Origin of the sequence: Mesorhizobium sp. NFR06 (genome assembly GCF_900115245.1) — a bacterium.
In the GTDB taxonomy this organism is placed as follows: Bacteria; Pseudomonadota; Alphaproteobacteria; order Rhizobiales; family Rhizobiaceae; genus Mesorhizobium.
Genome location: NZ_FOVT01000009.1, coordinates 119,537 through 132,542 on the forward strand (window position 1 = coordinate 119,537; position 13,006 = coordinate 132,542).

General features: G+C 65.4%; 12 protein-coding genes and 1 pseudogene. 11 read left to right on the top strand and 2 right to left on the bottom strand.

Annotated elements, in window-relative coordinates; translation table 11 throughout:
* The first annotated feature begins 107 nt into the window (after positions 1 to 107).
* The 5 genes from F3H96_RS17485 (at position 108) to F3H96_RS17505 (ending at position 5,824) form a co-directional block, all read left to right on the top strand.
* Positions 108 to 1,190, top strand: coding sequence for a sugar ABC transporter substrate-binding protein (locus tag F3H96_RS17485; RefSeq protein WP_149802974.1), 1,083 nt, complete (start codon positions 108 to 110; stop codon positions 1,188 to 1,190).
* Between the two features lie 77 nt (positions 1,191 to 1,267).
* Positions 1,268 to 2,104, top strand: a complete 837-nt coding sequence (locus F3H96_RS17490) for an ATP-binding cassette domain-containing protein (protein WP_149802975.1) — start codon at positions 1,268 to 1,270, stop codon at positions 2,102 to 2,104.
* Positions 2,101 to 3,354, top strand: coding sequence for a sugar ABC transporter permease (locus F3H96_RS17495; RefSeq protein ID WP_149802976.1), 1,254 nt, complete (start codon positions 2,101 to 2,103; stop codon positions 3,352 to 3,354). Before F3H96_RS17490 ends, F3H96_RS17495 begins: the two co-directional genes overlap by 4 nt.
* A 22-nt stretch (positions 3,355 to 3,376) precedes the next feature.
* A complete protein-coding gene (locus F3H96_RS17500; protein ID WP_149802977.1) occupies positions 3,377 to 4,105 on the top strand; it encodes an SDR family oxidoreductase in 729 nt (242 codons plus the stop codon).
* 111 nt (positions 4,106 to 4,216) lie between these two features.
* Positions 4,217 to 5,824, top strand: coding sequence for an FGGY-family carbohydrate kinase (locus tag F3H96_RS17505; RefSeq protein ID WP_149802978.1), 1,608 nt, complete (start codon positions 4,217 to 4,219; stop codon positions 5,822 to 5,824).
* A 16-nt stretch (positions 5,825 to 5,840) separates the two neighbouring features.
* On the opposite strand, the pseudogene F3H96_RS31140 reads toward F3H96_RS17505, so the two are convergent.
* Positions 5,841 to 6,070: pseudogene (locus F3H96_RS31140) on the bottom strand (hypothetical protein).
* Between the two features lie 419 nt (positions 6,071 to 6,489).
* On the opposite strand from F3H96_RS31140, the gene F3H96_RS17515 reads away from it, so the two are divergent.
* Positions 6,490 to 8,259, top strand: a complete 1,770-nt coding sequence (locus F3H96_RS17515) for an acyl-CoA dehydrogenase family protein (protein ID WP_149802979.1) — start codon at positions 6,490 to 6,492, stop codon at positions 8,257 to 8,259.
* 26 nt (positions 8,260 to 8,285) lie between these two features.
* Positions 8,286 to 9,038, top strand: coding sequence for a crotonase/enoyl-CoA hydratase family protein (locus F3H96_RS17520; protein ID WP_149802980.1), 753 nt, complete (start codon positions 8,286 to 8,288; stop codon positions 9,036 to 9,038).
* A 21-nt stretch (positions 9,039 to 9,059) separates the two neighbouring features.
* Here F3H96_RS17520 and pdxH read toward each other — a convergent pair whose 3' ends face one another.
* The gene (gene pdxH, locus F3H96_RS17525; protein ID WP_149802981.1) at positions 9,060 to 9,677 is read right to left on the bottom strand and encodes a pyridoxamine 5'-phosphate oxidase; all 618 of its coding nucleotides are present in this window, start codon (positions 9,675 to 9,677) and stop codon (positions 9,060 to 9,062) included.
* Positions 9,678 to 9,717: 40 nt separating this feature from the next.
* Here pdxH and F3H96_RS17530 point away from each other — a divergent pair, with 40 nt between their 5' ends.
* The 4 genes from F3H96_RS17530 (at position 9,718) to F3H96_RS17545 (ending at position 12,880) form a co-directional block, all read left to right on the top strand.
* Complete coding sequence (locus F3H96_RS17530; RefSeq protein WP_149802982.1) at positions 9,718 to 10,182, top strand: RT0821/Lpp0805 family surface protein; 465 nt, start codon at positions 9,718 to 9,720, stop codon at positions 10,180 to 10,182.
* Positions 10,183 to 10,386: 204 nt separating this feature from the next.
* Positions 10,387 to 11,313: a J domain-containing protein gene (locus F3H96_RS17535; protein ID WP_149802983.1), complete on the top strand. Its 927-nt coding sequence runs from the start codon at positions 10,387 to 10,389 to the stop codon at positions 11,311 to 11,313.
* A 108-nt stretch (positions 11,314 to 11,421) separates the two neighbouring features.
* Positions 11,422 to 12,240, top strand: coding sequence for an enoyl-ACP reductase FabI (gene fabI / locus F3H96_RS17540; RefSeq protein WP_149802984.1), 819 nt, complete (start codon positions 11,422 to 11,424; stop codon positions 12,238 to 12,240).
* A 52-nt stretch (positions 12,241 to 12,292) separates the two neighbouring features.
* Positions 12,293 to 12,880 (top strand): histidine phosphatase family protein, encoded by a 588-nt coding sequence (locus tag F3H96_RS17545; protein ID WP_149802985.1) that lies wholly within the window; start codon positions 12,293 to 12,295, stop codon positions 12,878 to 12,880.
* Positions 12,881 to 13,006 lie beyond the last annotated feature (126 nt).

Consider the following 13,006-nt stretch of genomic DNA (forward strand, 5'->3'; position numbering starts at 1 on the left):
GGCCGCTGCTGATCATACTCCTTTCAACAGTTCGACATGCAGTCAAGGCCTGGCGCGTGCACCGCGCAGGTCCTCGTGAAACCATTTCTCGAAACGGAGACATTCGAATGACCAGATATGCATGGAAATCGCCGTTTGCCTTGAAATCGACGATCGCGGCCGTTTTCGCCGTCTCGCTGCTTGGCAGCACGGCGGCATACGCCGACACGGTTACCGACGCTACGGTTGCCTTCCTGATGCCCGACCAGGCATCGACCCGCTACGAGCAGCACGACTATCCCGGCTTCGTCGCCGAGATGAAGAAGCTTTGCCCGGGCTGCAAGGTGATCTACCAGAACGCCGACGCCGATGCCGCGCGCCAGCAGCAGCAGTTCAATTCGGTGATCTCGCAGGGCGCCAAGGCCATCGTGCTCGATCCGGTCGATTCGACCGCCGCCGCCTCGCTGGTCAAGCTCGCGCAGAGCCAGGGCGTCAAGGTGATCGCCTATGACCGGCCCATCCCCACGGCGCCCGCCGATTTCTACGTGTCCTTCAACAACGAGGGCATCGGCAAGGCCATCGCCGACTCGCTGATCGAGCACCTCAAGGCCCTGAAGGTGGACCCGGCCGGTGGCGGTCTGCTGCAGATCAACGGCTCGCCGACCGACGCTGCCGCCGGGCTGATCAAGAAGGGCATCCACGAGGGCCTCGACAACAGCGGCTATCCGATCCTTGCCGAGTTCGATACGCCGGAATGGGCGCCGCCGAAGGCCCAGCAATGGGCCAGCGGTCAGATCACGCGCTTTGGGACCAAGATCCTCGGCGTCGTCGCCGCCAATGACGGCACCGGCGGCGGCGCGATCGCAGCCTTCAAGGCGGCCGGCGTGGATCCGGTTCCCCCGGTGACCGGCAACGATGCGACGATCGCGGCCTTGCAGCTGATCATCGCCGGTGACCAGTACAACACCATCTCCAAACCGAGCGAGATCGTCGCGGCCGCCGCGGCCAACGTTGCCATCAAGCTCTTGTCCGGCGAGGCGCCCAAGGCCGAGATGACCCTTTACGACACGCCCTCGCAGCTCTTCACCCCGGCGGTGGTGACGCAGGAGAACCTCAAGGCCGAGATCATCGACAAAAAGATCAACACGGCCGCCGAGCTCTGCGTCGATCGCTATGTCGAGGGCTGCAAGAAGCTCGGCATCACAAACTGATCAGGTCCCATGGCATCCGGCCGCCCCGATAGGCGGCCGGATGTCCAGGAAACCCGATCGTCACGAAAGGTCAGTGCATGAGTGAGAGTCCCGAAACGTCGGTTTCCGTCGGCGAGCTGGTGCTCAGCCTGCGCGGCATATCGAAGCATTTCGGCGCCGTTTCGGCGCTGACCGATATCGACTTCGACGTCCACGCCGGCGAGGTCGTCGCGTTGGTCGGCGACAACGGCGCCGGAAAGTCGACGTTGGTCAAGATTCTTGCCGGCGTGCACCAGCCGAGCTCGGGGACGATCAATTTTCGCGGCAGCGAGGTCACGCTGCCCGACCCGCGGGCGGCGCTGACGCTGGGCATCGCCACGGTGTTCCAGGATCTTGCGCTGTGCGAAAATCTCGACGTGGTCGCCAACATATTCCTCGGCAACGAGCTCAGCCCGCTTCGGCTGGACGAGGTGGCGATGGAGATGCGGGCCTGGACGCTGCTCAACGAATTGTCGGCGCGTATCCCGAGCGTGCGCGAGGCGGTCGCCTCGCTGTCCGGCGGCCAACGCCAGACGGTCGCCATCGCGCGCTCGTTGCTGCTCGAGCCGAAACTCATCCTCCTCGACGAGCCGACCGCCGCGCTCGGCGTCGCCCAGACGGCGGAGGTGCTCAATCTTATCGACCGCGTCCGCGCGCGCGGCCTCGGCGTCGTGATGATCAGCCACAACATGGAGGATGTCCGTGCGGTCGCCGACCGCATCGTGGTGCTGCGGCTGGGGCGCAACAACGGCGTCTTCGACCCCGACGCTTCGAACCAGGATCTGGTGAGCGCCATCACCGGCGCGTCCAACAATGCGGTGTCGCGTCGCGCGGAGCGGCTGCGGGCGCACCGCGACAGCGCCGACAGCGGGCAGGCGAAGGAGCAGCGCCAATGACACCAGAGCAAGGCACCTCCGCCCCAATGGCGCTCGACCGCGCCGACGTGCGGGTGAAGCACCAGACAGGTCTCGGCGGAGCGGTTCGCTCCTTTCTCGATCGCGTGCGCAGCGGCGATCTCGGCTCGCTGCCGGTCGTCGTCGGCCTCGTGGTCATCTGGACTGTGTTCACCAGTCTCAATCCCGTGTTCGTTTCGAGCAGCAATCTGGTCAATCTTCTGTTCGATTGTTCGACGGTCGGTGTCATCGCGCTCGGCATCGTTTGCGTGCTGATGGTGGGCGAGATCGACCTCTCCGTCGGCTCCGTCAGCGGGTTCGCATCGGCGATCGTCGGCACGCTCTGGGTCAACCAGGGATGGCCGGTCGCGCTCGCCATCGTCGCCGCGCTGGCCTTCGGCGCGCTGATCGGCTCGCTCTACGCCCTGCTGTTCAACCGGCTGGGCATGCCGAGCTTCGTCTCGACGCTCGCCGGCCTGCTCGCGGTGCTGGGCATGCAGCTCTATATCCTCGGCTCCACCGGGTCGATCAATCTGCCCTATGGCTCCGCCCTGGTGGATTTCGGCCAGCTGATGGTGATGCCGAAATGGGTCTCGCACACCCTGGCCGCGATCCCCGGCCTGGCGATGCTGGTCAGCGGGCTTCGCACCTTCGCGCGCCGCCGCGCGGCCAACCTGTCGACCCCCTCGGCCACCGGACTCATCTTACGCGTCGCCGCCATAACCGTCGGCCTCGAGCTGATCGTCGCCTACCTCAACCAGTCGCGCGGCATCCCATGGATGTTCGGCCTGTTCGTCGGCCTCGCCGCGGCGATGAATTACGCCCTGACCAGAACCAAATGGGGGCGTTCGATGACCGCCGTTGGCGGCAACCGGGAGGCGGCGCGGCGCGCCGGCATCAAGGTGCGCGCCATCTACCTCAGCGCCTTTGCGCTATGCTCCACCTTCGCCGCGCTCGGTGGCGTGCTCGCGGCCGCGCGGCTCGCTTCCGCCAGCCAGCAGGCCGGCACCGGCGACGTCAACCTGAACGCGATCGCGGCCGCGGTCATCGGCGGCACCAGCCTGTTCGGCGGCCGCGGCAGCGCCTATTCCGCGCTGCTCGGTATCATCGTCATCCAGTCGATCGCCAGCGGCCTGACGCTGCTCGATCTGTCCTCGTCGCTTCGTTACATGATCACCGGTGCCGTGTTGGCAATCGCCGTGATCGTCGATTCCCTGGCGCGCCGATCCCGTGCTTCGCACGGCCGCGCCTGAACAGTTCAAACGGAAGGGTAACATGGCTCAGAATCTTTCGGGAAAAGTCGCCGCGGTCACCGGTGCGGCATCGGGTATCGGTCTCGAATGCGCCAGGGCGATGCTTGCCGCCGGCGCTCGGGTGGTGCTGGTCGACAGGGCGCAGGACAAGCTGAAGGAGATCGTCGCCGAACTCGGCGAAGGCGCGATTCCGCTGGTGGTCGACCTCACCAGCCCCGCAAGCGTGGCGACGATGATGCCTGGGATCCTCGAAAAGGCCGGCCAACTCGACATCTTTCACGCCAATGCCGGCTCCTATGTGGGCGGCGAGATCCTCAACGGCGATCCGGACGCCTGGGACCGCATGCTGAACCTCAACATCAACTCGGTCTTCCGCTCGGTGCATGCGGTCTTGCCGCACATGGTCGAGCGCAAGACCGGCGACATCATCGTCACCAGTTCCATCGCCGGCCTCGTCCCTGTGGTCTGGGAGCCGGTCTACACGGCCTCGAAACATGCCATACAGGCGTTCGTCCATACGCTGCGCAGGCAGGTGGCCAAGCACGGTCTGCGCGTCGGCGCCGTGGCACCGGGGCCGGTGGTGACGGCGCTGATCAGCGATTGGCCGAAGCAGAAGCTCGAGGACGAGCTGGCGGCCGGTGGCCTGATGCAGCCCACCGAGGTCGCGGACGCTGTTTTGTTCATGCTCACGCGGCCGCGAAACGTCACCATTCGCGACCTGGTCATCCTGCCGCAGAGCAACGATCTGTAGTGATTAGGCAGTAGGCAGTAGGGAATGGGGAAAAGTCACTTGCGGGCCATCATTCACGAATGACCATCGCCTACTGCCTACTGCCTACTGCCCCACTTTTGAGGTCTCCCCATGCCTTCCCACTTCATCGGCATCGATGTCGGCACCGGTAGCGCGCGCGCCGGCGTCTTCGACGAGCGAGGACAACTCCTGGCTTCAGCCAAGCGCGACATCGCTCTCTTCATCGAGCCCGGCGAGATTGCGGAGCAGTCCAGCCGAGACATCTGGCAGGCGGTATGCGCGAGCGTGCGCGAGGCGGTTGCAAAATCAGGCGTGGAGCCCGGCAAGATCGGCGGCATCGGCTTTGACGCGACCTGTTCCCTGGTGGTGGTCGCCGACGATGGCGAGGCTCTGCCGGTGGGCCGTTCGGGGGACAGCGACAGAAACATCATCGTCTGGATGGATCATCGCGCCCTCGACCAGACCAGGCGCATCAACGCCGGCCGGCATCCGGTCCTCGACTATGTCGGCGGCGTCATCTCACCGGAAATGGAAACGCCGAAACTGCTATGGCTGAAGGAGAACCTGCCCGAGACCTTTGCCAGGGCGGCGCATTTCTTCGACCTGGCCGACTACCTGACCTGGCGCGCCACCGGCAGCCTGGCCCGCTCGGTTTGCACCCTGGCCTGCAAGTGGACCTATCTCGGCCATGAGCGGCGCTGGGACGAGAGCTATTTCCATGCCATTGGGCTTGGCGAGCTTGCCGACGAGCATTTTGCCCGCATAGGCACCGAAGTGGTCGACCCGGGCACGGCGGTGGGCGCCGGCCTGACCGAGGCGGCCGCGGCTGAATTGGGACTGGTTGCAGGCACGGTCGTCGCTGCCGGGCTGATCGATGCCCATGCCGGCGGCGTCGGGACGGTGGGTGCCGCCGGCGATAGCGGCACCATCTCGTCGCGCATGGCCTATGTGCTGGGCACGTCGGCCTGCACCATGGCGAGCAGCGAAGGTCCGGCCTTCGTGCCTGGCGTGTGGGGACCCTATTATTCCGCCATGGTGCCTGGGTTCTGGCTGAGCGAGGGCGGTCAGTCGGCGGCCGGGGCGGCCATCGACCTTCTTGTGCGTTTCCACCCGGCCGCAGCCGAGGCTTCCGCGCGCGCCACGGCGGAAGGCAAATCGCTTGCCGATTGGCTCGCCGCGGCCGCCATGGCAGGTTCGCCCGACCTTTCGGCGGCGGCCGGCCTTGCGGGAAGCATCCATGTCGTGCCCGAGTTCCTCGGCAATCGTTCGCCGTTCGCGGATCCGGATGCCCGCGGCCTGATCGCCGGGCTGGGCACCGACCGTTCCGGCGAAAGTCTTGTCGGCCTTTACGTGGCCGGGCTTTGCGGCCTGGGCTATGGCGTGCGTCAGATCGTGGCGGCGATGGGATCGTCCGGTCTTGCCGTCGACACAATCGTCATCAGCGGCGGCGCCGGGCAGTCGTCGCTGGTGCGCCAACTGCTTGCCGACGCCGTCGGCTTGCCGGTCGCCGCCTCGCAATCGCCCGAACCGGTGCTGCTGGGCGCCGCGATGCTCGGAGCGGTGGCATCCGGCCGCTATCCCGACCTGTCGAGCGCCATGCCTGCCATGTCCCGCCTCGGTGATGTTTTCAGCCCGGCTACTGGCGCCATGCGGGCGTGGCATGACAAGCGTTACGAAGCCTTCCTGGCGCTGCAGGCGGTGGGTCGCAGCATACGCTGACGTATCGGCAAAGGCGTCAGCGCCGGAGCAGCGACTGCACCTTGGGCGGATCGGGCGCCTGCTCCTGCGGCAGCGTGCCTTCGGCGCCGTGTGATGCGCGAGCGGGCATTGCGGTGAACACAATTTGCCGCGATCGGTCCAGTAGGCGGGGCCTTCCTCGAGCATGCCGTGATAGTAGCTGAAGCCCGGCGCCCGGTAGGGCAGCCCGCATTCGATGCAACGATGGGCGTCGGGTCCAGCAAGCATGGGGTGTTCCGGTCTGTCTGTGATCTGCGCCGGCAGATTATAGCGGGATGTAATTCCTCACCGCAAATTTGAAGCGCAATTGCGGGCCTTGAAAATCGGTCAAAGCCTTCGCGGGTTCGTCATCCACGGGCGGAGCAAGGAGCGTAGCGACGCGCGCAGACCCGAGGATCCATTCCGTGACTTCAAAGCGTTGCAACGGTCCAGAATTCTGCTCCGCCGCACTCCGCGGCCAAGGTCACGGAATGGTTCCTCGGGTCTGCGCGTCCGCTGCGCTCCCGCTTCGCCCGTGGATGACTACGTTTATGCAAAATCCGCGTGACAAAATTTGACGTTTACGTAAAAAGAAGGTGCGAGATCGACGGATGGTTTCGCTTCGGCCATGTAATACGATTGGCTGGAACGGAGGAGGAGCAGCAGAAATGTATCGCGCACCGGTCGAGGACATCGCCTTCACGCTGAAGCAGGTGGCCGGGCTGAAGCCGGCGCTGGATGCCGGCATCTTCGGCGATCTCGGCGAGGACCTCGTCGACGCGATCCTTGCCGAGGCCGGTCGTTTCGCCAGCGAGGAGGTCGCTCCACTCTACAAGATCGGCGACGAGCATGGCGCGGTGCTGAAGGATGCGGCCGTCGCCACGCCGCCCGGCTGGAAAGACCTTTACCGGCGCTGGATCGAAGGCGGCTGGAACGCGCTGTCCGGGCCAGAGGAATTCGGCGGCCAGGGCTTGCCGACCATGCTCGGCGTCGCCGCGCTGGAAATGTGGAATTCCGCCGCCATGGCCTTCGGCATCGGGCCGACGCTGACCATGGGCGCGGTCGAGGCGCTGGACAAACACGCTTCCGCGGCGCTGAAGGAAAAATATCTGGCCAAGCTCGTCTCCGGCGAGTGGATGGGCACGATGAACCTGACCGAGCCGCAGGCGGGCTCGGACCTCGCAGCCCTGCGCACCCGCGCCGAACGTGTCGGCGACGGCACCTACCGCATCTTCGGCCAGAAGATCTTCATCACCTATGGCGAGCACGATTTCACCGACAACATCGTGCATCTGGTGCTGGCGCGGCTGCCCGATGCGCCGGCCGGCACGCGCGGCATCTCGCTGTTCCTGGTGCCGAAGTTTTTCGTCAACGACGACGGCTCGCTCGGCGCGCGCAACGACGTCTTCTGTTCGGGCCTCGAGCACAAGCTCGGCATCCATGCCTCGCCGACCTGCACCATGATCTACGGTGACGGTTTTCAAGGCGCGACGCCCGGCGCCATCGGCTGGCTGATCGGCGAGGAAAACAAGGGCCTGGCCTGCATGTTCACGATGATGAACAACGCCCGCCTTGCCGTCGGTATGCAGGGCGTGGCCGTCGCCGAGGCCGCAACGCAAAAGGCGATCGCCTATGCCAACGAGCGCCGCCAGGGCAGGGCGTCCGACTATGCCGGCTCCGGCATGGCGCCGATCGTCCATCACCCGGACGTGCAGCGCAATCTCTTGACCATGCGGGCGCTGACGCAGGTCGCCCGCTCGATCAGCTATTCCTGCGCGCACGCCATCGACCGCGCGCGTGTCGCCGAGGGCGAGGCCGTCGCCAATTGGCGCGACCGCGCCAATCTGCTGACGCCGTTGGCGAAAGCCTTCTCGACCGACATCGGCGTCGAGGTCGCTTCGCTTGGGCTGCAGGTGCATGGCGGCATGGGCTTCATCGAGGAGACCGGCGCTGCCGCCCTTTATCGCGACGCGCGTATCGCCCCGATCTACGAAGGCACCAACGGTATCCAGGCGATCGACCTCGTGTCGCGCAAATTGCCGCTCGGCGGCGGCGAGCATGTGCATCGCTATATCGGCGAACTCAAGGCGGTTGCCGATGCGGTGCGCACCTCCAACATCGAAGACTTCGGCCGCGCCGCCGACAATCTCGACCGCGCGCTTGCCGATCTCGACGAGGCGACGCGCTTCCTGCAGAAGCTGCTGGCCGACGGCACGGCCGACGCCGCTATGGCCGGCGCGACGCCGTATCTGCGGCTGATCTCGCTCACCGCCGGCGGCGCCTATCTGGCGCAGGGCGGGCTGGCGGACCGTGGCCGCATCGCGCTCTGCCGTTTCTTTGCCGAAAACCTGCTTGGCGAGACGCGCGCCCTGAAAGAGCGCGTCATGGATGGCGCCGAAAGCCTCGCCGCCGCCGGCAAGGCGCTGATTTCAGCCTGAACGTCCGATACTCGAAGGAACAGACCTTGACCGACCATATCCTCATCGAGCGCCGGGACGCCGTGCAGATCATCCGCATGAACCGTCCCGACAAGAAGAACGCGCTGACGCGCGCCATGTATGCGAAAATGTCGGCGGCGCTCGCCGAAGGCGATACCGATCCGGCGGTTCGGGTCCATGTTTTCCTCGGCGTGCCCGGCGCCTTTTCGTCCGGCAATGACCTTGCCGACTTTCTCGTCATCGCCACCGGCGGCGAGGGCGGCAGCGAGGTCTGGGATTTCCTGATGGCGCTGGCCAAGACGGAGAAGCCGATGGTGTCGGGCGTCGACGGCATCGCGGTCGGCATCGGCACCACGCTCAACCTGCATTGCGACCTGACCTTCGCCACGCCGCGCACGCTTTTCCGCACGCCCTTCGTCGACCTCGGCCTTGTGCCGGAGGCCGGCTCCAGCCTGATTGCGCCGCAGATCCTGGGACGGCAGGGCGCCTTCGCGCTGCTGGGCCTCGGCGAGGCCTTTTCCGCCGAGCGCGCCAAGGCGGCCGGCCTGATTTACGATGTGGTTGAGGAAGACGCGCTGGAGGGCGCGGTGCTGGCCGCGGCCAACGAGATCGCGGCCAAGCCGCCGCAGGCGCTGAAGATCGCGCGCGACCTGATGCGCGAGCCGCGCGAAGCGCTGATTGCCCGCATCAAGGTGGAAAGCGAGCATTTCCGCGAGCGGCTGAAATCCGACGAGGCGCGCGCGGCGCTCACCGCCTTCATGACGCGCAAGAAAGGCTGAGGCTCTCCGCCTTCGGTTCTTTCAAGGATAGAGCCTGGTCTTGTCCCAACCGCCTCTGGCATTGCGGGAAAACAGGATGCGGTCATGCAGGCGGAACGGACGATCGTGCCAGAACTCGATCGTCTGCGGGATGATGCGAAAGCCCGACCAGTGTTTTGGCCGCGGGATGTCGCCGATGGCGTAGCGCGCCGTGTACTCGGCCACCGCTTTCTCCAGCGCGAAGCGACTTTCCAGGGGCCGCGACTGCTTCGAGGCCCAGGCGCCGATGCGGCTGCCGCGCGGCCGCGTCGCGTAGTAGGCGTCGGCCTCGGCATCGCTGACGATCTCCACCGGCCCACGCACGCGCACCTGGCGGCGCAGCGATTTCCAGTGGAAACACATGGCCGCCTTCATGCTGCCAAGAATTTCGCGGCCCTTGGCGCTCTCGAAATTCGTGTAGAAGACAAATCCCTTTTCGTCGAACCCCTTGAGCAGCACCATCCGCACATCCGGCATGCCGTCGGCGTCGACGGTTGCCAGCGCCACGCCGTTGGGGTCGTTAGGCTCGCTCTTGGTGGCGTTCTCCAGCCATGCGGCAAAGAGCCTGAAAGGCTCCGCCGCCTCGGTGAAGTCACTGCTTGTTAACTCGGTTTCGTTCATAGTTTTCCAAATTTTTAACATTGCGGGAGGAGTTCGCCGATTGTCGCGTATCGCGCAAGCTTTTGACAGCGGGCAATGGGGCGTTATCGCTTCGGCCAGCGTCAAGGTCGTGCTCGTGACATTGACGCTCCCGCTTGCCGCCTGCGGCGCAGGAGGCTTCAGCCTGGAAAAGGCCGAGGTCGACCGCTCGATCGTCACCTCCAGCGCGCCGTCATCGCCCGCTGCCCCGGCGGTAGCCGACGAGGATTCCGACCAGACCACCATCGGCAACGCCGTTTCTTCCGCCGACATCAGGGAGCTCGGAGGTCAGGCGGTGCCATGGGCCAATGCGGGCACCGGGTCGCGCGGCGCGATCACCGAGATGGTCGAACTGAAAGATGGCGGGCTGACCTGCCGTCGCTTCAGCGCCACGCGCGAGAGCTTCGACGGCGTGGCCCTCTTCAAGGGCGAGTTGTGTCTTGCCGAGGCCGGCGGCTGGCGCATGCAGGAATTCAAGGCGCTGTGATCCCACTGCCTGTCGCCCAAAAGTGCGCAGCGGTTTTGGGGTAACGACATGCACAAAGCAGAGACTTGAAAGCGCGTCGTGCAAATGCCTTTCAGCGCGCCGAACCTTTAAGCCGCCAATCCCTCTTGCACCACTGGAATTTCTTCCTATGCGAGCGCATATAGGGGGCAACCGTGAAATCACTCTCTCTTGCAGGCAGGAAGCATGCGCGACCCCTATGAGGTGCTGGGCGTTGCCAAGAACGCATCGGCCAAGGACATAAAATCGGCTTATCGCAAGCTCGCAAAGAAGTATCATCCTGACCAGAATCCGAATGATCCGAAGGCGAAGGACCGCTTTGCCGCCGCCAATCAGGCCTACGAGATCGTCGGCGACGAAAAGACGCGCGCCGCTTACGATCGCGGCGAGATCGATGCCGAGGGCAAGCCGAAATTCCAGGGTTTTGAAGGTGCTGCCGGCGGCGACCCGTTCGCCGGCTTCCGGCGCCAGCAGGGCCCGGGCGGCGCCCATTTCGAATTCCGCACCGGCCGTCCGGGCGGCGATCCGTTCGACGGCAACAGCGACATCTTCAGCCAGATCTTCGGCGATGCCTTTTCCGGCGTGCGGGGCGCGGGCCGCGCCGACCGCCGCCAGCCGGCCCAGGCGGCCGACCTCAACGTCACGCTGGACATCAGCGTCGAGGAAGCCGCGACTGCCGAGAAGGTGACGGCGATGTTCCCCGACGGCCGCAAGGTTGCGGTCAAGCTGCCGGCCTATGTCGAGGACGGCCAGACGATCCGTCTGAAGGGCCAGGGCGAGCAGGGCCCTGGCCAGCCGGGCGACGCGCTGGTCAAGATCCACATCCGCCGCCATTCGCGCTACCGCATCGAGGGGCGCGATCTGCATGTCGATCTGCCGGTCGATCTGGCCGACGCCGTGCTCGGCGCCAAGGTGGCGGTCGAGACGCCGACCGGCAAGCTCGCGGTCAACGTTCCCGCATGGTCAAACTCGGACAAGGTGCTGCGGCTCAAGGGCAGGGGCCTGCCTGAAAAAGCCGGCGGCCATGGCGATCTCTATGCCCATGTGCGGCTGATGCTGCCGGAAGGCGGCGATGCCGAGCTCGAGGCCCTGATGCGCCGCCAAAAAGGCTGATTGCGGGAATTTTGTTCCTGTTACAGTGTCTTTTGGGCGCTTGAAGGGGTCCTGCGCCTGTGCGATAGGGCTCTCCACACAGCGGATATTCTTGCGGAGAGCTTGCACATGGCGGGTGGACAGGGCCTGATGGCCGGTAAGCGAGGCCTCATCCTGGGCGTCGCCAACAATCGGTCGATCGCTTTCGGCATCGCCAAGGCTTGCGCCGATCACGGCGCCGAAATCGCGCTGACCTACCAGGGCGAGGCCTTCAAGAAGCGTGTCGAGCCGTTGGCGGCCGAACTAAACGCGCATGTCGCGGGCCATTGCGACGTGACCGATCCGGAAAGCCTCGACGCCGTCTTTGCCGATATCGCCAGCCACTGGGGCAAGCTCGACTTTTTGGTCCATGCCATCGCCTTCTCCGACAAGGACGAACTGACCGGCCGCTATGTCGAGACGACGCGCGACAATTTCCTGCGCACCATGGACATCTCGGTGTTTTCCTTCACCACCATCGCCAAGCGCGCCGAGCCGCTGATGACGGATGGCGGCTCGCTGCTGACGCTGACCTATTACGGCGCCGAAAAAGTCATGCCGCACTATAACGTCATGGGCGTCGCCAAGGCGGCGCTCGAAGCGAGCGTGCGCTATCTCGCCGTCGACCTCGGCGCCAAGAAGATCCGCGTCAACGCCATCTCGGCCGGCCCGATCAAGACGCTTGCCGCCTCCGGCATCGGCGACTTCCGCTACATCCTGAAGTGGAACGAGTACAACGCGCCGCTGAAGCAGACCGTCACCCAGGAAGAGGTCGGCGATTCCGGCGTCTATTTCCTGTCGGATCTGTCGCGCGGCGTGACCGGCGAGGTGCATCACGTCGATTCCGGCTACCATGTCGTCGGCATGAAAGCGGTCGACGCCCCGGATATCTCGACCGTCAAGGAATAGCCTTCTCTCCTCGATCCCTGTCCCAGGCCCTGGCCCGACCTCGGAAGACCTGATGTATCCGCTCGTCTACATCGTGCGCCATGGCCAGACAGAGTGGAATGTTGAGCGCCGCCTGCAGGGCCAGGCCGACACGGACATCAACGCATTTGGTCGCGAGCAGGCGAGGCGCAACGGCCGTCGGCTGGCCGCGTTGATCGGCAAGGGCGAGGATTTCGACTTCGTCGCCAGCCCGATGCGGCGCACGCGCGAGACGATGGAACTGATGCGCGCCGCGATGGGGCTCGATCCTTCCGCATACCGCACCGATCCGCGTCTGGTCGAAATGAGCTTCGGCGACTGGCAGGGTTTTACTTTTCGGGAGCTCGAGGCGCGGCTCCCCGGGTCGACGCGCGGGCGTCGCGCCGCGAAATGGGATTTTCAGCCGCCCGGCGAAGGCGCGGAAAGCTACGAGATGCTGCTCGAACGCATCAGACCGTGGTTCGAGGCGCTCGACCGGCGGACGGTCTGCGTCACCCATGGCGGCGTCATGCGCTGCCTGTTCCGGATTGTGGAAGGGGTGTCGAAGCAGGAGGCGGCAAGCCTCGAGATCCAGCAGGATCGCCTGCTGCGGCTGGAGGGCCGCAGCCTGGAATGGCTATGAGGCAGATGCCTCAGCGTCGTTATCCCGGGGTCTGCGCGCGCCGCAGCGCTCCTCGCTTCGCCCTGGGATGACGAAGCATTCGGCGTTCCGGCTACTCTCCGAGGTCGTCCTGTACCACCCTCCGAG

Excerpts from the sequence above, each read along its gene's own strand:
- F3H96_RS17485 (WP_149802974.1), top strand. The coding sequence starts at position 108 with ATGACCAGATATGCATGGAAATCGCCGTTTGCCTTGAAATCGACGATC.
- F3H96_RS17490 (WP_149802975.1), top strand. The coding sequence starts at position 1,268 with ATGAGTGAGAGTCCCGAAACGTCGGTTTCCGTCGGCGAGCTGGTGCTC.
- F3H96_RS17495 (WP_149802976.1), top strand. The coding sequence starts at position 2,101 with ATGACACCAGAGCAAGGCACCTCCGCCCCAATGGCGCTCGACCGCGCC.
- F3H96_RS17500 (WP_149802977.1), top strand. The coding sequence starts at position 3,377 with ATGGCTCAGAATCTTTCGGGAAAAGTCGCCGCGGTCACCGGTGCGGCA.
- F3H96_RS17505 (WP_149802978.1), top strand. The coding sequence starts at position 4,217 with ATGCCTTCCCACTTCATCGGCATCGATGTCGGCACCGGTAGCGCGCGC.
- F3H96_RS17515 (WP_149802979.1), top strand. The coding sequence starts at position 6,490 with ATGTATCGCGCACCGGTCGAGGACATCGCCTTCACGCTGAAGCAGGTG.
- pdxH (WP_149802981.1), bottom strand. The coding sequence starts at position 9,677 with ATGAACGAAACCGAGTTAACAAGCAGTGACTTCACCGAGGCGGCGGAG.
- F3H96_RS17535 (WP_149802983.1), top strand. The coding sequence starts at position 10,387 with ATGCGCGACCCCTATGAGGTGCTGGGCGTTGCCAAGAACGCATCGGCC.
- fabI (WP_149802984.1), top strand. The coding sequence starts at position 11,422 with ATGGCGGGTGGACAGGGCCTGATGGCCGGTAAGCGAGGCCTCATCCTG.
- F3H96_RS17545 (WP_149802985.1), top strand. The coding sequence starts at position 12,293 with ATGTATCCGCTCGTCTACATCGTGCGCCATGGCCAGACAGAGTGGAAT.